Annotated in this window: 16 protein-coding genes; 7 read left to right on the top strand and 9 right to left on the bottom strand. The window is 45.3% G+C overall.

What is annotated here, in order from left to right:
- The first annotated feature begins 406 nt into the window (after positions 1-406).
- From IEV89_RS06200 to IEV89_RS06185, 4 genes are all read left to right on the top strand, one after another.
- Complete coding sequence (locus IEV89_RS06200; RefSeq protein WP_188471549.1) at positions 407-2,335, top strand: hypothetical protein; 1,929 nt, start codon at positions 407-409, stop codon at positions 2,333-2,335.
- A 34-nt stretch (positions 2,336-2,369) separates the two neighbouring features.
- Complete coding sequence (locus IEV89_RS06195) at positions 2,370-4,445, top strand: site-specific integrase (RefSeq protein WP_188471548.1); 2,076 nt, start codon at positions 2,370-2,372, stop codon at positions 4,443-4,445.
- A 2-nt stretch (positions 4,446-4,447) separates the two neighbouring features.
- Positions 4,448-5,029: a hypothetical protein gene (locus tag IEV89_RS06190; RefSeq protein ID WP_188471547.1), complete on the top strand. Its 582-nt coding sequence runs from the start codon at positions 4,448-4,450 to the stop codon at positions 5,027-5,029.
- A gap of 166 nt (positions 5,030-5,195) precedes the next feature.
- Complete coding sequence (locus IEV89_RS06185) at positions 5,196-6,422, top strand: tyrosine-type recombinase/integrase (RefSeq protein WP_188471546.1); 1,227 nt, start codon at positions 5,196-5,198, stop codon at positions 6,420-6,422.
- A 52-nt stretch (positions 6,423-6,474) separates the two neighbouring features.
- On the opposite strand, the gene IEV89_RS06180 is transcribed toward IEV89_RS06185, so the two are convergent.
- The 5 genes from IEV89_RS06180 to IEV89_RS06160 form a co-directional block, all read right to left on the bottom strand.
- The gene (locus IEV89_RS06180; RefSeq protein WP_188471545.1) at positions 6,475-6,660 is read right to left on the bottom strand and encodes a hypothetical protein; all 186 of its coding nucleotides are present in this window, start codon (positions 6,658-6,660) and stop codon (positions 6,475-6,477) included.
- Positions 6,661-6,920: 260 nt separating this feature from the next.
- Entirely contained in the window at positions 6,921-7,133 is a 213-nt protein-coding gene (locus IEV89_RS21660) for a type II toxin-antitoxin system MqsA family antitoxin (RefSeq protein ID WP_229746398.1), read from the bottom strand.
- A 209-nt stretch (positions 7,134-7,342) separates the two neighbouring features.
- Positions 7,343-9,238: an ATP-dependent helicase gene (locus IEV89_RS06170; RefSeq protein ID WP_188471544.1), complete on the bottom strand. Its 1,896-nt coding sequence runs from the start codon at positions 9,236-9,238 to the stop codon at positions 7,343-7,345.
- Position 9,239: 1 nt separating this feature from the next.
- Positions 9,240-11,063: an ATP-dependent nuclease gene (locus tag IEV89_RS06165; RefSeq protein WP_188471543.1), complete on the bottom strand. Its 1,824-nt coding sequence runs from the start codon at positions 11,061-11,063 to the stop codon at positions 9,240-9,242.
- Positions 11,064-11,209: 146 nt separating this feature from the next.
- On the bottom strand, positions 11,210-11,449 hold the full coding sequence (locus IEV89_RS06160) for an HTH-like domain-containing protein (RefSeq protein WP_188471542.1): 240 nt from the start codon (positions 11,447-11,449) through the stop codon (positions 11,210-11,212).
- Between the two features lie 623 nt (positions 11,450-12,072).
- Between IEV89_RS06160 and umuD the strand changes: the two genes are divergently transcribed.
- Both umuD and umuC read left to right on the top strand, forming a co-directional pair.
- Positions 12,073-12,438 carry a translesion error-prone DNA polymerase V autoproteolytic subunit gene (gene umuD / locus IEV89_RS06155; protein WP_229746397.1) on the top strand — a complete coding sequence of 122 codons (366 nt, stop codon included), beginning with the start codon at positions 12,073-12,075 and terminating at the stop codon, positions 12,436-12,438.
- Positions 12,438-13,703 carry a translesion error-prone DNA polymerase V subunit UmuC gene (gene umuC / locus IEV89_RS06150; RefSeq protein ID WP_188472394.1) on the top strand — a complete coding sequence of 422 codons (1,266 nt, stop codon included), beginning with the start codon at positions 12,438-12,440 and terminating at the stop codon, positions 13,701-13,703. Before umuD ends, umuC begins: the two co-directional genes overlap by 1 nt.
- Before the next feature lie 378 nt (positions 13,704-14,081).
- Here the strand turns inward: umuC and IEV89_RS06145 are convergent, their stop codons facing one another.
- Positions 14,082-14,771: a VIT1/CCC1 transporter family protein gene (locus tag IEV89_RS06145; protein ID WP_188471541.1), complete on the bottom strand. Its 690-nt coding sequence runs from the start codon at positions 14,769-14,771 to the stop codon at positions 14,082-14,084.
- Between the two features lie 241 nt (positions 14,772-15,012).
- On the opposite strand from IEV89_RS06145, the gene IEV89_RS06140 reads away from it, so the two are divergent.
- A complete protein-coding gene (locus IEV89_RS06140) occupies positions 15,013-15,228 on the top strand; it encodes a hypothetical protein (RefSeq protein WP_188471540.1) in 216 nt (71 codons plus the stop codon).
- Positions 15,229-15,332: 104 nt separating this feature from the next.
- Here IEV89_RS06140 and cmoB read toward each other — a convergent pair whose 3' ends face one another.
- The 3 genes from cmoB to IEV89_RS06125 all read right to left on the bottom strand — a co-directional run bounded on the left by cmoB (position 15,333) and on the right by IEV89_RS06125 (position 17,596).
- Positions 15,333-16,304, bottom strand: coding sequence for a tRNA 5-methoxyuridine(34)/uridine 5-oxyacetic acid(34) synthase CmoB (gene cmoB, locus IEV89_RS06135; RefSeq protein ID WP_188471539.1), 972 nt, complete (start codon positions 16,302-16,304; stop codon positions 15,333-15,335).
- Positions 16,301-17,044 carry a carboxy-S-adenosyl-L-methionine synthase CmoA gene (cmoA, locus tag IEV89_RS06130; RefSeq protein ID WP_188471538.1) on the bottom strand — a complete coding sequence of 248 codons (744 nt, stop codon included), beginning with the start codon at positions 17,042-17,044 and terminating at the stop codon, positions 16,301-16,303. The genes cmoB and cmoA overlap by 4 nt, the downstream gene beginning before the upstream one ends.
- Before the next feature lie 153 nt (positions 17,045-17,197).
- Complete coding sequence (locus IEV89_RS06125) at positions 17,198-17,596, bottom strand: MAPEG family protein (protein WP_188471537.1); 399 nt, start codon at positions 17,594-17,596, stop codon at positions 17,198-17,200.
- Positions 17,597-17,759 lie beyond the last annotated feature (163 nt).

Below are 17,759 nucleotides of genomic sequence, written 5' to 3'. Positions count from 1 at the left end.
TCCTCAAGGTATCATCGCTAAAGGCCACATAGAGAAAGATTTCAAGTTTCTTATCCTATCGGGTAGCGCTTTGGATCTAATTCAAACTCAACTTACTAGTCTCCCCCTATCCCAACGTCGAAGCGCAAACAGGGCTCTGTTTTACTTCGAGTGTTTTCTGTGGATAACCCATCATCCCCCTCTAACAACCGCCCTAGATCTTCGAACCACCGCCTTCCTGAATATTCAGCACCTTTTCTATGGGGCTCTTTGCTCAACCTGCTTTCTATCCGCTGAGGTTAAGCACTCTGGCAGGAGGAAGCTTGCTCAGTGTTTCTTTAAGTTACTGATTAAGTTGTCCGAATTGTATCCTGTTAACGTTTTTGCATATTCAGACCTTACAGATGACCAAACGAAACAATGCATCATGCAATTCGAAGCGATTCATATTGACCCTCTGCGCGTATCCAGGCTCACAGGATGGCATGTAGTCGACCGAAACTCGGGTTCATATCGATTAAAGATGGGAGCGATATTCGACGTTATGGGGCGTGATTTTACCAATGTCCTATATCAGGAAAGTCAGAAACACGCTTTAACCCATAGCCACTATGGTAATTATACAAATGTGGTTTCCCGATTAGATAATTTCGTACGCTGGTATGACGAAGAGTCCAAGGAAAGACAACAGCTACAGCCAGAATTATTTCAAGACCCAATGTTTGTTTATCAGTTTTTCTGGAGCTTCCAGCGCTGGCATTTTGAAAGTTACGCCAAACGGAACCAAAATCAACCAACGGGACGAGTGCTGGCAAACCTTCAACGTCAATGGATCAGAATCATCTGTTGGGCGAAAAATGTTCTTGTCAGCAGCAGACTTATGCAACCACCGCTTGGTGAAGTGTGGCCTCAGGGAAGCAAGAAACTCGCCCGGCCTCTCCACGAAGTAGGCCACCATAGGTACGGCGATGGTGAAGCGCTTGTGTCCCAGAAACTTCTGACTCAGGTCCCGCTGTCTGTCAGTGACAAAGAGGCGACTGAGCTTCTTTTCAAGCGTATTAAAGATGACTTTAACAAAGTCGTTCTATGGGCCCGGCATCAGATCGATCGCATAATTTACCGGCTTGACTCTGCCGTGTGCGCCTGCGACAAAGGGGAACTGATAACGCGAGGGGCGCGAATATCTTCTCAAGCATATGGTCGACCTGAAATGGCAATGAACAGCCTTATCAAGACCATTAAAGAGAGCCATAGCGGATTTATACCTATTGATCATGTCTTGCGTGGCCACTTGGTTAGCGCAACGGGAATCAGCTTCTCAACAGCGGAATTAGCTCAAAATCTTGTATTACCAACAAAGTATGTGATTGCTCCAATGGCTATTTGGCTGGTGGCGCAGCACCCTGTTCTGACCGATGCATCTTTGCTTGGGTGCGAGTTGTTTGACCGAAACGGTAAGCGAACCGGTTTTATCTCAACCGACTCGGGGCCTGTGCTTGTAATAAAGAAGAATCGCAAAGGAAGTCAGCAGGAGGTTGTACTTAGCCCCGAAGCAGGTTCCGTGGTTGAATTTCTTATACAAATTACAACCCCCCTCAGAAACTATCTAAAAAAGAAAAACGATGATGGGTGGCGGCGACTATTTATTGTCGCAGGTGGTCAAGGTTTTCAGGAACCCTATATTTTTACGAACCAAATTAGTTTCGCCAAGACTCTCAGGCAAAAGGCATTTGTTCAAACTCATTCTGCTGAGTTAGGAGAGCTAATCAACACGTTATCACTGGCCAGGATACGGGCTACGGCGGGTGTTCTCGTCTATCTCAACACACTCAGCATCGACAAAATGGCTGAGTCGCTTGGTAATTCGAAACGCGTTGCTATGAATCATTATCTGCCGCCTACGATCATGCAATTTTTCCAGGAACGCTGGGTGCGAATATTCCAAAATGCGGTGATTGTCTATGCCATGAAAGATTCCCATTTTTTACTCAAAGCAACTGACTTCGACAGCATGAGCGAGCTCAATCAGTTTCTTGAAAGACATGCTCTCCGGGCACCCCCTGAGGTAACAGATTCACTCAATAATTCCGTTGAACAAGGGTTAGATGCTCTTGGCTCAGAGATCATAATCTCTATTGATGAAGAGATTCTTACCGTGCTTATCTCGCTCAGGCTCGCAGTGGAAAATGCTGGTCCATGTGCAGCGGGGACAGCTATATATTGGAGTGAGTTCACTGCAAGGGTTGAATCTCATATTGAATCTGATGATTTTCCAGACCCATACCTCCGCAGCTGTCTAATTAAGGCCAAAATGTTAGCAAATCCTCAACAATTTGCGAGTCTGGTCTATGTCTGATAGTAACTCACTGCCTCATGAACTGGACTTTATAATGCGCCCTTTCGATGCTAGCTCAAGGTTGTTTCGCAGCACCGAGTGGTTCAATTCGAAATTTGATGATCCAGTGTGGACCACCCACATTGGCCAAAATGGCAAGAAAGACACTGTTATTGATTTCAGAGTTAGGCTTGACGATGGGCTGTTACTCACACACCCAAAGCACCAAAGCCTTCTGGAGATCATAAAATCTTACTTATGCCTTTCCTCCCATTCGCTGCCGGTCGGGAGTATCCAGCTTGCCCCAAACACAATAGGGCACAGAGTCCATACAACTATAGGTATTATTGACTACTTCCTACTGAGGGCCGAACGCTTTCAATTATCATCCCATGGGTTCAAGTTAATAACGCCCCATGAGATAACCGAGTTCATGGTTGTGTTGGCCAGTAGCCAATATCTGAAGAATAATCTCTATGCAGCGCATGAAGAGCTTCGGGATTTCCTTCGACTCAAAATCCATCAGGTCACAAAACAGCAAACAAAGAGCGTTCTCTCTAAAGTTCCTGGTATTACTGTTATTGATAGTTCCGATGAGCACAGCCTTGGCTTATCTGAGTCGGAGATTATTGCAGCACGGATTTTCCTATGGATTAATGGAAACTATAAACGCGTGCCGATTAAAGCGGGCAATGACGGACATTCATTTTTTACTCACCAAATTTCTCCGAATAGCATCTATTCTGAGATTTACCATGAGCGGACTTTAGTAACACCCAAATTTCGAGGTGTGGTCCTGGACGAACTCCACTTCAGTCCATCTGAGAAAACTTTTCGGGAATATCCCATGATTTCGTCCATGGTTCTTCTTGACGACCCACTGCCTTCTGAAAGTGGGATTAATACTTATCTGCAAGGGCTTAAGCGGATGGAGTTTCTCAAGCTCTGTGGGCTGGATCATATTAGTCATCACTCACTTTCAGCTCTGGATAACAAGGTTTTTGTCAGGCAACTGGAGATGAAAAATAAAGGACGTTATCGGTCGTTGCCCCAGGAGGTCATATTTTCATCATTTAGGAAGGCTGTTGAGTTCTATTTCGATGTGGGCCAACTACTCATCGACGGTTATGTTGCATTGGCACAAGAGGCTGATTCACGTGGGTGTACACTCAGGGACTTAAGTCCGGCTGAAATAAGAGAGCTCATTCCCAAGAAGTTGAGTGATATCGGAGTCAAGGTTTGGGACCTCTCGTCAGATTTTCGAGGACGGAGTCGAAGCGGCGGAAGTGTTACATTTTTTAAACGATTCAGGGCGAATGAGGGCCTGATACAGCTAATCGAAGTTCTATATGGCGCTATCTGGATAATCCTTTCCGCTCTCAGCGCCCGGCGTTCAGGAGAGATAAGAGATCTTGTGGAAAATACCTGCCTTGTTAAAAAAAACCATGGTTACTACTTACAGTTCGCCTTACGAAAACGAAACTTCGGCAAGGCTCGTGAACAGGTCCTTCGCCCCATCCCCAATGTCGCAGCCCTATGTATTCAGAGTTTAAAAGATCTCCATCAAAATTTGTCCTTGCTTAGTTCTGCTAGAGCTTCACATCGACTCTTCAGTAAACCTCGACATCGTGAAATCGGTCTGGCCGCGATGAGTTCAGTAGATGCCGCAAAGGTACTGAATCGCTTCTCTGACTATTTTGAAACACAACTGAACTCTACTGGGCGGCGCTATTACATTCGCACTCACCAAATGAGACGTTTCTTCGCTATGACTTTTTTTTGGAACGGTGGGTTTGGCGGACTGGATACTCTTCGGTGGTTTTTAGGGCATACAGACCTTGAACACGTTTATCACTACATCACTGAGACTGTGCCAGGTGAAGTATTGCGCAGAGTCAGTGCCGAATATGCATCTGGAGCGTTGATCTCGGGGCAGAGTAACTCAAAGAATTTAAGGGCACTTCTGGAAGAGCGCTACGGGGTTTCATCTTTTTCAATCATGCAGTCAGATGAAGTCGCTGACTATATTGAAGACCTGATGATTGAGGGAATATTAAAGATCGAGCCAGTCTTCCTCGACACTCCAAATGGAAAGCGTTATGAAATTCTCTTTAAAATAACGGGCGATTAATCATGAAGAAAGACACACATCAAGCGCCTTCTCAGTTGGATATTAACAACCGCTCTGTGCTTGCTCGTGTTAGGTATCTGGAATCGATTATTAAGTCACCTGGCATGCATCGCGAAAACACGGACCTTTTGATCGCTTTGAAGAGCCAAGGCGGCCTTGCAAAGCTATCGGTAAGAGAATCGTTAATTTCTCCTATGTCGCTCAATACACTTAAAAACAGGGCGAATGACCTTCTTCCCGGTGGTTTTACTGCATTTGATAATCTGAGATGCCTGGCTTCCAAAGCCATTCACGATTCCCGTACAACCAAGCCAGCAAAGTCTTCTTCAGTGACTAAGCAGGAGCTAAAAGCTAAGGTTAAGGCTCAGGACAAGATAATCTCCCAACTCTGGGATGAAATTGCATTGGTAACGAATATTTTCAGAGAGTCCATCACCCTTGCCCAGCAATTTGCCGAAAAATGCCATGACCCGGCAGACCTGAGTCTTTTCAAAAAACGCCGTAGAGAGCTATTTTCAATGCTATCGCTAAGCAAACAGTCTCTGGCACCCTCCCATGAGGCTCAATCCCTTGCAGAGCGATGAGAAACTGTACCATCTAACAAGCAGCGTCTTTCGGTTACCTTTCGGGGTTGATCGGAACAGTCATGTTCTCAGCGTTAAAGCGGATAACATACCTCTCCTTTGTTGGCCTGATGGTAGGCCTTGCACAGAAGGGAATCTGTATCTGCTGTATTGTTTCGAACGCGGGTTGTCCCGTAAGGAAGCCGGTGGCACGCTCACACAATATGCCAAGCTTCTGTCACATCTTATTCGCTTTTGCTTCAACAATAACTACTTGTTTATTGACCTGACTGACTCTCGTTTCTCATTGTTCATCAGAACACTACAGGGAGAAATGGATCCAAGAAAGCCTGGGCAAAGAAAACGACAAGGAGCTCACGTAGCAAACATTGGCAGGATCTGCCTTGGCTTTTTGGGTTATGTCGGAGAACTTTATCTTGATCCGTCCTTCATCGGAGCTACTGGAACAATCAGAGCTGAAACGAAAGAGAGCAAGTTAGTAAACCATGGGAAGCAGATCGTTCGCACTTATTGGCATCACCATTCTTTTCCCCATCCCGAGCCTCAGACACGGCGCTTACCTATCAATTCGAACAATATCGCAAAGCTCATTGAGGTCATCCCGCACGTGAGCAGAACAACTTATCAGAGAAGGCGTCGCTTCATTCTGGTCAAACTTTTGGAAATCACAGGGGCAAGGCGGATTGAAGTCGCGAACATCAGAATCGAAGATATTTATAATGCAAGGCAGATGAAGCAAGAGCCGGTACTTAAGGTCTTCACAGCCAAACGACTAGGAGGAAGAGAAGAGTATAGATATTTGCCTATTTCCAAAACGGATCTTGAACTCATCGTGAACTTCATCGAAAAATTCCGGCGTAGGATCATTAAGCAAACGGTCGGCACCAAAGATGATTTAGGCTATTTACTGATTTCGGAAACCAGTGGGCAAAGACTCGCCACCGAGACTCTGACTAATGAGTTACTCCTGCTTGCCAAAGCAGCTAAGATCGAAGAGCAAGCATGCGCACATATGTTCCGCCATAGATTCATTACCAAGCTTTTTGTAGCGTTGATTGAGCAGCATGAATATGAGAATGGAGACGATTTCCGACGCGCTCTCCTGGATGGTGAGACACTCAAAAGGAAAGTCCAGGAATATACAGGTCATACATCAATCAGCAGCCTAGAACCTTATATTCATTTGGCATTTGAGGAAGTGGCGAATTTTGGAACCACTTTGGATTTAATTAAAGTAAGGCTAGCTATTGAATCCTTGCAGTCCAATCTCAAGGATGTTGTTTTCGAACTTATTCAGGGCAGAAATCCCGCTGAACTGAGCCTCCTATTAAGTGATTACGTTAATACGACGTTAGACGAATTGAGTAACGCCTCAACGGCTATCGAACGATGATGCTCTGCTTACAGGGGAGTTAATACGGCTTAGCGTGAAAATCATACTCGTTTTACCCTGTCAAATCAGCCGGTGAAAGGCGCAGCTTTTCACGCAAGGCTTTCAATTGTTCCGGTGAACATGTTGATATTTTTTTCGGTGACTCGCTATGAGTCTTCAACGTTATTCTTCCCGAGTTGTAATCGCTCCAGTCCCGCATCCCTTGAGACAGTTCATCAAAAAAACTGCGTTCGGCCATTAGATATCCCCCTTATTTGATTTTTTAAAATTTTAAGCACAACCAAAACCTACGCGATTGTTCCCTTTTCCCTGCTATGCAGGTTTGGGGACTTCAGCCAAAAACTCGGGATGATGATCAAGCACAGGAAGTAACTTGATAACCACGGGAGCAGTTTTGTCTTACCATTCTCATCATGGGAAAAGGCATTCATACCTCCACCAAAAAGGCTCTGGCTTCTTTCTGCATAGGGGCAAGTATTTGCGTACCGGAATTATACATCAAGGTTCGATAGTTTTCGCCATGGCCTCAGCTTTAAACTCCTTTACCTTTGCCATGTAAATCACTGACTGTTCTCGATTCATTACGACTTCACCACAAGCCGGACAATGCTCACCTTCAGCCTCAATAAGTGTTTTGTGACCCTGGAATGAGTAAGGGACATTTTTGATACTAAACTTAAGTTCTGCAATGCCACAAACTGAGCATTTCATATTACTTTTCCTTGAATAAAACGATCAAAACATCGTTGCTGGGCGTTAGTTTCAAACAGGTAACTGTAACTGATCGGAATGCATACAGTCAGCAGCGCTGCAAGCACAGCGCCCTTGAAGTGGACAAATAATAACGTATTAACCCAAGTCAGTTTGAAAAAACTGCACCATACGATTTTGGGGCACACTTTTGTGCTGGCCTACATTGTTCATGATTCTATTTCCGTTACAAAGCGAGATTTCCGCTGAAACTTTCTATCGCCCCATGGCATCATTCGTTGCTTAGGATAAGATACGTAGAGCCATCGCTTTGCTCTTGTTACGGCAACAAATGCATTATTTCTCTCTTCATCAAGTTCCTTTGCAGTATTCGCTCTATAGTCTGGGAAAACTCCTTCGCACATACCAATTAAAAATACGATATCCTTTTCTAGCCCCTTCATGGTGTGGACTGTACTTAATGTTAAGCCATCCTCAAGAATATCGTGCGACAGTTGCCCAAGAGCTAATGCATTACGAAATGTAACCAACGAATCTCCGATTCCCTTTCGCTTAAAGCGTGTCCAAGTCCGATTAAATTCCTCAAGCTCTTCAATACTCAGTTTAATGTCTTCGATTTTATCATCTGAGATACCGCTATGCTTTTCAACCAATGAGGTTAGTAGACTGTTAAAATCCTTTACAAGCTTAGGGATTTTTGGGCTTTCAACATCCAATACATCTACAGCAGAAAGAAGATTTGCGAATACATCAGAGTACTCGTCAGTTGATGATGAAATTTGAATTGCCATTTCCCGTAATACATTAACCGTCCAATTTTTGGGCTCAGAAATATTCAGTACCTGACATAACTTTTTCCCATCCACCCAATCTTTAGAATTCAGCTTCACGCGAATGGCATAGTCTAATACTTTACCGAATCTAGTTGAAGGCTCTAGTTGTCTCTCACCTTTTCTCAAAGAGAATGGTATTGAGTTTTCTTTAAGACAACTTTCAAGTTTGCCAAAAACAAAACGATTACGGCCAATTATCACCATATTGCTCAATGAAATTTCACCTTCAATTTCATCGTTAACTTTCAAGTCCAAAAGGTTTTTAATCGTAGAAACAACCGCAGCAGCCTCATCCTCTTCCGTATCAAATTCTGAAATCCATACACCACCTTCTAAGGCATAATTAATTTCTGCTTGTGAGCCTGGCCGCAACTTGTTTGCTGCACGTATAACAGCTTTAGTGCTACGATAATTTTCTTTAAGTTCAAATCGTTGCGGGGTGAAGTCATCTACAAATCTGGTGCAGAGATAGTCTTTCGAGGACCCGTTAAACCCATAAATCATTTGATTAGGATCACCTACCATTAAAATGCTTTTTATAGCATCACCGCAAAGTACCCTGATAAACTCATACTGCGCTTTATTAAGATCTTGAGCTTCATCAACGCAAATATGTTTATACTGGGCTCGGTATATTTTTGCGATCCAATCATGTGTTAGTAGGATTTTATGTGCATATACCAAAATATCATCATAGTCGATACCGCCACTATTAAGCAACGCAGATTGATAGTCTTGATATATTTTCCAGATGTTATTATCTGGATATAGTTCGGCCACCTCAAGATCTGTCAGTAACTCTCGCTTGATTTTCGAGAATATATCCATAAAGGATTGCAGGTTTTTCTCTCTGCTTTTTAACTCTCTTGAATCAGTGATATTTAGATACTCATCTATATTAATGCCATCTTCACGTAAAGATTGTATGAAGACCTCCATTCGGTCTTTATCTCTATCATATATGTGTAACTCCGTGGGTAAACCAACGGTGTGTCCATATTTCTCTAAAATACGCTGTGCGACCGAATGTATTGTAGCGATCCAAACCCTATCTTCTACTTGTTCGAAGTCAGCTAAACGTGCACTCATTTCCTCCGCTGCTTTATTCGTGAAGGTAAGTGCGATGATGCCTTCTTTTTTAGTTTTATCCAAAATATGACGAACACGCTCTGTTAACACACGTGTTTTACCTGAACCGGCTGATGCAAGCACCTGGACAGCTGAATTCATGGGAGCTTCAATAATCTGACGCTGAGCATTTGATAGATTCATATCAGACTCCAGACTCAATTTTTTTGAATAATTCAATAATCTTCTCAGGAAACTTATCTGCTGACAATTTAATCAGATTATCTGTAATTGCCTTAGCATAAAGCGGTTTACTTGAATCAAGAATTTCAAGGATTGCGCGAACTCGCCCAGCATCACCTTTGTAATCTCGTAGCACATCCTCAAAAATAGGCTGACTACAGGTTTGACAACTTGGCTTATCAGTTTTGATTCGTTTTAAAAGCACTCCATCTTTTTTCTCAATCCACTTGTCTATGGTATCTTCACCATCAACTTCATTGATAGTTTCTTCTATCAAATCGCCAAGGCCCTGACTTAAGAGATATCCCTCAAAATCAGTCCCGTCAAGTATTGTGATATTATTGGCTTTCTCGATGTCAGTAGCTCCGAAAACTTTTTCATAATTTTTCTTGAGATCTTTAATAGTTTTAGGCTCTCCATCACTAAATATAAATACTGGAATGTTGAGATCTTTCGCCAAAATGAGAAATGGACGATACTTTGCCCCTGAACCATTGACACCAACAAAATTAATTCCGAGTGAGAAGGGGTGTTTTCCAGCATAGGCTCCAAACAGCTCTGGTAGGGCTTGCTCTTCGGTTTCTCCTTCAGAAAGGACTATTGCTTTGGAAAATAAGAGCTCACCACGGGAGTGGACTACCTCTCTTTTCAATCTCCTCAGATCATCATCTTCAAACTCATCTCTCAACTGATATACTTGAACTGAATTCTTCCGTTTGCTCAGAGATCTAATTTCGTGCAACTCGGCTAGGCCAGCAATATACGGCGAGTGAGTGCTTATAATCACTTGTCCTGGCACATCTACGAGTTGCCTATACAATGTTCTTTGCGCGTTCGGGTGCAGATGTGCTTCTGGTTCCTCAGCGGCCATAATTGGGAAAAATGGCTCGGCTTCCTCTTCGTGATTTTTGGCCAACAGTTCGGTAAAGGCCTTTACTGTCAACATGGACGCCCAGCTGCGTGTACCCATGCCGTGGTATTCCATAGAAAATGAGCTTTTATCAGTTTCACCGAAATTCACACTAAACCGCTTTGACAGGTCACGAATCTTCTTCGGAAACGGGGTAAGCTCTGTTTGTCCTGAGCCCTCAAACGATTGATTCATGTTATCCAGATGAGTCTTCAATCGCTTAAGCGGCTCGCTTTTTTCTATGGCCTCTTTATTAACTTCGGCTACCATCCGCTCTAGTTCAGCCACGTCTTTTTCGTCATACTCAACACTGGATAAAACACGGCCAACAAAAGAAGATTTTTCTTTTAGTTCATTATGGATGTCTCTTTGTGCATCAATCGAAATGAAAGGTACAGACTCCAATCGTTTGCCCAATCTGTTCTTGCTGCTAACCCGAACATCTTGCCACCCACTAAGTTCTGGCCACACATCCAAATGAAGCCGATCAACAATATAGCCGCCTTTCACTCGATCTGGTTTTGCAACAGTTCGTATCGCTACGAATTGCTTCCCATCAGGCTCTGACTGAATTTTATCGCCAAATACCTGTTGCCAACTCTCTGAAAACTCTCTCGCTCTCGCATCACTATCAACAGCTATAAACCGAAGATCGACTGTAATAGTTTCTTGGCGTTTTTCATCTTCGCCTATATGAAAATCTTCGTCAGCTAAGTACCTTGAGTAGTCCCCCATGGCTAGTTGTAGAGCTTTTATAATCGATGTTTTACCTGCATTATTTTGCCCAAGCAATACGGTAACTCTCGGTAAAGCTATTTCGATATTAGATATGCCCCGAAAGCCACTGATACGAACAATATCTATTTGGATACTCATATGGCTTCATCCTTTGAATTAATAGCAATCATCCAACCTAGCAGCTCATCGCTGCTACCCCTGAGAGAAGTGTAAAGATCAGCTTTTTCAATGGCCATCGTTATTCCTTACTGTACCGAGTGCCCGCCTGATAAGTATATAAATAGTTAAAGCTTGGCTGTATCAAGTCCTGCAGCTTTCAAGCGTTGGGTCAAGTTGCGCATTTTGCTGAACTCTGTGCCGAAGCTGCTTCGTAGACCAACCCCTTCGCAAAACTCTTTTGAGGTGATGCTTTTTAGCTCATCCGCATATTTGATCATTTGCAGGTGCATCTCGGCGGTATATTGATTGCGAGGCGCGTCGTCCAAGACTTGCTTAATACGCGCATAAATCTCAATTTCGTTCATTTTTAGCCTGTACAAAATGAGTTAATAGATAATTTAGCTAAATTATCTAAAGAATCACACAAAAGCAAATTAAGTCGTTTTACTGCCTACTGGCACTCTAAGCACTGTAACTGGCCGGAAGGAATGCAGTCAGCAGCGCTGCAAGCACAGAGCCCTTAAAGTACACGAATAAAAACGCGCTACCCGCTCCAAAGTCGAGCGGCATGTGGGGAGGAAAATGCTCTATACCTTCCACTGCGTCAATGCGAAGGAGTCGGATAACGCTCTCATCCTGCTCAGGAGATGCGAGCACAAGTTTTTTTCAAGGGCAATGTTTAATCATTTGAGTTGCAGATTATTCATCGTTCGATCTGTTCATTTCGTGCCCAAGGAGTGGAAGCAAGCCTGTCTAAAACGCACACAAGCAATCAGAAAAGAGATCTAACTTTTTCTACCAACTAAATCCCCCCAAACTTCAAAGCGTTTTGAGTACCGCCCAAAAAACACCTTGATCCATGTCGGCGACTCGAACTACTGTACATAAATACAGTTAAATTAATTCAGTGGTCAATTATGTATAAAACTCCTTCCAGTGCTGCTTTGGTAAACCAAAACAGCTGCATTTTCTCTAGGACTGACAAGATATGGCCAGAATGAGTTCATATGGGAATCCTGCACAAGATTACATAGAAAAAGGGATTGATTTAAATACACTTTGCGTAAACCACCCGGCAGCGACGTACTTTGTCAGAGCGACGGGTATGAGTATGTTCGATGCCGGGATTTATGAAGGCTCGTTACTGGTCGTTGATCGCAGCCTGCAGGCTAAACACGGAGATATCATTATCGCGGCTCTGGCAGGCGAATATACCGTCAAGCGCCTGTGCACACACCCGGTTTTCCAACTCGAACCCATGAATCCGGATTTCCCGCCAATTATCTTGCATGACGGTGGTGAAGATTTGGAGGTCTTCGGCGTCGTGACTTTCAGCATTAATGGGTTTCAATGATGTTTGCATTAGCGGATGTGAACTCGTTCTACGCAAGTTGCGAGACAGTTTTTCGTCCCGACTTGAAGGGGCGACCCGTTGTGGTCCTAAGCAACAACGATGGCTGTGTAATAGCCAGGAATGCTGAAGCAAAATTACTGGGTGTTCCGATGGGGGCTCCATATTTCAAAATGCGGGCTCAGTTTGAACGGCAAAATATAGTTACCTTCAGCAGCAACTATGCCCTGTATGCGGATATGTCTAACCGAGTAATGACTATTTTAGAAGAAATGTCACCTGGTGTTGAAATATATTCGATTGACGAGGCATTTATTGATTTACAAGGTGTTAAGCACTGTAAAAGCTTAGAGGGATTTGGGCGAGAGGTGAGAGCGAAAGTTTTACAGTGGACGGGGCTGACGGTAGGAGTGGGTATTGGGCCGACAAAAACGCTGGCAAAGTTAGCTAATCATGCCGCCAAAAAATGGACAAAAACAGAAGGGGTCGTTGACCTTTCTCTATTAGCCAGGCAGAGACAATTGATGACCCTCGTTGATGTTAGCGATGTCTGGGGCGTTGGCCGCCGCATATCAAAAAAACTCAGCGATATGGGCATTAAAACGGCACTGCAGCTTGCTGATGCTCCGAAAGTACTCATTAGAAAGCATTTCAGCGTAGTTCTGGAACGTACTGTTCGGGAATTGTGCGGTGAATCATGCTTTGAACTCGAGGAATTTGCCCCGACGAAACAGCAGATCATCTGCTCACGTTCATTCGGTGACAGGGTGAGTGAATATGAATGGATGCGTGAAGCTATTTGCAGCCATGCTGCACGAGCCGCAGATAAGTTGCGTGGTGAACACCAATTCTGCCGTTACATTTCAGCATTTGTTAAAACCAGCCCATTTGCCGAAAATGAAATCTATTATGGCAAAGCCGCCGGAACGAGAATTCAGATCCCGACGCAAGACAGTCGCGATATTGTTGCCGTAGCGACAGAGTGTCTTGATGCGATCTGGCAGGATGGCCACCGGTTTCAAAAGTGCGGCGTCATGCTGGGTGATTTTTATAGCCAGGGCGTTGCACAACTCGGGTTGTTTGACGAATACAAACCGCGCTCTCACAGTGAGCAACTGATGGCCGTCCTCGATGGTATTAACCACAGTGGAAAAGGGCGGGTATGGTTTGCTGGCCAGGGAATACAAAAGAGCTGGGATATGAAACGCCAGATGCTTTCTCCCGCGTACACGACACGCTTTAGCGACCTCATGAGGGTCAAGGTGTAAACGAATCTATGGGGCATGGATATTTCATGGAAGGGCATTGCCGTGAACAGAAGCGGGAAAGCGACTCGTCTAAATTACTGAAAAATAAAGCATGTGCATTGATGTGCATGATTTGAACAAGAAGCTTAATACAGAGTATATGTATTGAGTCGCTTTCTTATAAAAAATTAATTGGCAGGCGCTTTCTGGCTGTCACTGGAGAGTGGCAACCAACGTCAATACGCACGCAAAAAACCGGCAACGCGTGTGCCAGCCTGCATCTTTGCAGAAACATCAGTCCTTACTCGCGAGGATTAACATATCGCTAACATGATGGTAGGCCTCTGAGTTCAGATAGATACCTAAAACGAAATTAAGTTTGAGTTATGGGTTGTAGGGTCACGCGATGGCTAAACCGAAAAGTGCGCCAACGCCGGATGATACCCCCATGGCGAGTGCACTCCAGAAGGTCACACGGACAATACCTGGGACCAACGGTGCGCCTCCGGTCCTTGCGGCAATTCCGCCGAGAACCGCAAGAGACGCTAAAGCAGAAATGGCGATTGCCGGTAGTGCCCACTGTGTCGCCACGACGATCGCCACCATCAGAGGCAATACTGCCCCCGCAGAAAAACTCAACGCAGACGCCCATGCAGCCTGAAAGGGACGCGCGGTCGTGATCTCAGAAATCCCTAGTTCATCACGCGCATGTGCGCCCAAGGCATCATGGTTCATCAACTGATGTGCAACCTGTCGAGCCAATGTGACGTCCAGCCCTCTGCTGATATAAATAGAGGTGAGTTCGTGAAGCTCGCCATGATAATCGGTGTTCAACTCATCCAGTTCCTCGGCTAGCGCCGCCTTTTCAGTATCTGACTGAGAGGAGACAGAAACATACTCACCGGTCGCCATCGACATCGCTCCAGCCACCAGACCGGCCACGCCTGTTAACAGAATATTCTGATGAGTTGCATTCGCCGACGCCACACCCAGCAATAAACTGGCGGTTGAGACAATTCCGTCATTGGCACCAAGAACCACTGCTCGAAGCCAACCGATTCTATCAATGCTATGTCGTTCTTTTTGCATCACATGATCCTTTGGAGTTCAGTGTGTAACCGGAGTGATAGCCCTTCTGACAGTGCGACCTGCGACAAGGCCAAGTGTAAGGGCAAAACAGGACATATCAATAAAATTGAGGTTTAAATGCTCTTAAGACGCATTCAGCCTTCAGTTACTCGCATTTCCCCAACACTTTAGCTATCTTGATGGAAGGGAACCATTGATTTTTTTGAGGCTGCAATAGGCATAGTCCTAATGCGGAAAAAATATGCCTGATATGCAAATTTATTGTGACCACTGTGGATGTGGTCGTTTTATGGTAAATAAAACCAAACCGATGGATGTGGTGGTGGAATCGCTCATCTGCCATGCCTGCGGAACCGTGACCGGTGCAGAAAGCGTGGTTGTTTTCACTGAACGCACCTGGTTAAGCCAATTGACTGTCGTTGATCACGATCCTGGCGATGCCCTGCTGGTGGGTTAATCGCTCGAACATGGTTTACACGGGTATCGAACATATAAAAAATGGCGGTTATATAAACCGCCATTTTTGTGAGATGAATTGACTGGCCGGAATAGCGGTATTATTTAAGGTTTTCGGGCGATCAGTAGAGCACGTCGCGGAGCCGGATACCCTTCAATGGTTTTGGTCATGTCTTTCGGGTCGAGGAATTCAGCCAATGACTCGCTGGTCATCCAGTCTGTACGGTGCTGCTCTTCCGCCGTGGTTACGCTGACGTCGGCAATACGGACGTCGACAAAACCACATTTTATCAACCATTCTCTCAATGCTTCTGCAGATGGAATAAAGTAGATATTGCTCATCTGCGCGTAGCGGTCACCCGGAACCAGCACCTGCTGGCTGTCTCCTTCTACGACCAGCGTTTCCAGCACCAGTTCTCCTCCATTCACCAGTTGGTTTTTCAACTGATACAAATGGTCCAGCGGTGAGCGACGGTGGTACAACACTCCCATCGAAAAGACGGTATCAAAGGCGTTCAGCTCGGGAAGCTGTTCAATACCCAACGGCAACAAATGCGCACGCTGATCACCACCCAGGAGTTTGCGGACCGCTTCGAACTGGCAGAGGAAAAGTTGCATTGGATCTATACCAATCGCCAGATGTGCGCCTGCACCAATCATCCGCCACATGTGATAGCCACTGCCACAGCCCACATCTAAAATGGTGCGACCCGCCAGCGGTGAGATGTGAGGTAAAACGCGATCCCACTTCCAGTCAGAGCGCCACTCGGTATCAATCTCTACACCATAAAGCGAGAACGGACCTTTGCGCCATGGCATCAGGTTGCGCAGCAGGTTTTCAACGCCTTCGCGTTGGCCTTGTGGCAGAGGCTCGAGCATGCTGGCGCTGACGCTGTGTAATAGATCCCGTTTTTCCGGTTGCAACAATGGCAGACGCTCAACGGCGTTGAACCACATTTTGAACTTGCCGTGCAGTGACTCTTTCTGCCAGGCAGTCAATTGTGAAGGTAAGGTATTCAGCCATGGGCTGAGCGGGCCTTTGGCGATGCGTTGGTAGAAATCACCAAATTCAATCATTTTGCCTCTCCAGCTTTCACAGCCACCAGCGAACCAAAGTTGAAGCACTGGAACCACACTTCGGCATGCTCAAAACCGGCATGTTTTAACCGCGCTTTATGGACTTCAACCGAGTCCGTCAGCATCACATTTTCCAGCATACTGCGTTTCTGGCTTATTTCGAGTTCGCTGTAGCCGTTAGCGCGCTTGAAGTCGTGATGCATGCTATAGAGCAGCTCACCGACGTTGTTGTCTTCAAAGCTGAATTTCTCCGACAGTACCAGTGCAGCACCGGGACGCATGCCCTGATATACCTGATTGAGTAGGCGCTGACGATCGTCGGGTTGCAGAAATTGAAGAGTAAAATTGAGCACGACCATGGACGCATTGTTCAGTTCTATATCCAGAATATCGGCTTCGATGATGCTCACTGGCGTATCGGCCCTGAATGCGTCGATGTGGCGGCGGCAGCGTTCAACCATGGCTGGGGAGTTGTCGACAGCAATAATTTCGCAACCCGTTACTTTAATGTTTCGACGCATCGAAAGCGTGGCGGCACCCAGCGAACATCCCAGGTCGTAGACCCGGCTGTCAGGTTGTACAAAGCGCTCGGCCAGCATACCAATCATTGAAATAATATTGGAATAACCCGGTACGGAGCGCTGGATCATGTCGGGAAAGACTTCGGCAACGCGCTCATCAAACGTCCAGTCGCCTAGTTTGCCTATTGGTGCAGAAAAAAGAGTGTCGTGGTTAGCCATATTGCTGAGTCAGACCAAAAAATTGAAGGGGCGAAATTTCGAGGGCATATTTTAACAGAGTCCACCATTAGCAGATACTGATAAAACGTGCCCATTGTTGCGCTGGTGCAGGGTTATCACGCAATTACCCCGCACTATGATGCCGGTAAACCGTTACCAGCGAATATTTAAAAACTGTGACCACGGCAGATAAAAAATATTCACCACCACCATTAACAACAGGGAGATATAGGTGGCCGCCATACCGTTGCGACGCCAGGTGAATTCACGATTTTTCAAACCGTAATAATGGAACAGGCGGCCAACGATCAGCATCAATCCGCAGATATGTACCATCCAGGCCTCAGCACCGTTCATTTCCATCATAATCAGTAATAAACAGCCGATTGGCAGATATTCCACCGCATTTCCATGGACACGGATCGCGGTTTGCAATTCATACGAGCCGCCGTCACCTGTGGCAATCCGGTATTGCATACGCAGTCTGACAACGTCAAAAGATAATTTAATTAATAAAACTGCGGCGAGCACGACATATAACGCGCTGATCATTTTACAACCTCGATATTACAGGAGTAGCTGAGTGCCCCGGCCACGTGATCTTGACAGCGAAAAAGTGACCATGCAGGCAACTACTCAGGCGATGGAAAAATGTTGTCTGCAAAAATGCACACCAATGATAACTGTGCAACAAATCACTGTCGCGACGAATAAA

This window comes from Hafnia psychrotolerans (assembly GCF_014639435.1).
GTDB classification, from domain to species: Bacteria; Pseudomonadota; Gammaproteobacteria; order Enterobacterales; family Enterobacteriaceae; genus Ewingella; species Ewingella psychrotolerans.
This window is presented reverse-complemented; position numbering and strand designations above follow the sequence as displayed.

Excerpts from the sequence above, each read along its gene's own strand:
- umuD (WP_229746397.1), top strand. The coding sequence starts at position 12,073 with ATGGCCAGAATGAGTTCATATGGGAATCCTGCACAAGATTACATAGAA.
- cmoB (WP_188471539.1), bottom strand. The coding sequence starts at position 16,304 with ATGATTGAATTTGGTGATTTCTACCAACGCATCGCCAAAGGCCCGCTC.
- IEV89_RS06125 (WP_188471537.1), bottom strand. The coding sequence starts at position 17,596 with ATGATCAGCGCGTTATATGTCGTGCTCGCCGCAGTTTTATTAATTAAA.
- cmoA (WP_188471538.1), bottom strand. The coding sequence starts at position 17,044 with ATGGCTAACCACGACACTCTTTTTTCTGCACCAATAGGCAAACTAGGC.
- IEV89_RS06170 (WP_188471544.1), bottom strand. The coding sequence starts at position 9,238 with ATGAATCTATCAAATGCTCAGCGTCAGATTATTGAAGCTCCCATGAAT.
- IEV89_RS06145 (WP_188471541.1), bottom strand. The coding sequence starts at position 14,771 with ATGCAAAAAGAACGACATAGCATTGATAGAATCGGTTGGCTTCGAGCA.
- IEV89_RS06190 (WP_188471547.1), top strand. The coding sequence starts at position 4,448 with ATGAAGAAAGACACACATCAAGCGCCTTCTCAGTTGGATATTAACAAC.
- IEV89_RS06160 (WP_188471542.1), bottom strand. The coding sequence starts at position 11,449 with ATGAACGAAATTGAGATTTATGCGCGTATTAAGCAAGTCTTGGACGAC.
- IEV89_RS06200 (WP_188471549.1), top strand. The coding sequence starts at position 407 with ATGCAATTCGAAGCGATTCATATTGACCCTCTGCGCGTATCCAGGCTC.
- IEV89_RS06195 (WP_188471548.1), top strand. The coding sequence starts at position 2,370 with ATGCGCCCTTTCGATGCTAGCTCAAGGTTGTTTCGCAGCACCGAGTGG.
- IEV89_RS06165 (WP_188471543.1), bottom strand. The coding sequence starts at position 11,063 with ATGAGTATCCAAATAGATATTGTTCGTATCAGTGGCTTTCGGGGCATA.
- IEV89_RS06140 (WP_188471540.1), top strand. The coding sequence starts at position 15,013 with ATGCCTGATATGCAAATTTATTGTGACCACTGTGGATGTGGTCGTTTT.
- IEV89_RS06180 (WP_188471545.1), bottom strand. The coding sequence starts at position 6,660 with ATGGCCGAACGCAGTTTTTTTGATGAACTGTCTCAAGGGATGCGGGAC.
- umuC (WP_188472394.1), top strand. The coding sequence starts at position 12,438 with ATGTTTGCATTAGCGGATGTGAACTCGTTCTACGCAAGTTGCGAGACA.
- IEV89_RS21660 (WP_229746398.1), bottom strand. The coding sequence starts at position 7,133 with ATGAAATGCTCAGTTTGTGGCATTGCAGAACTTAAGTTTAGTATCAAA.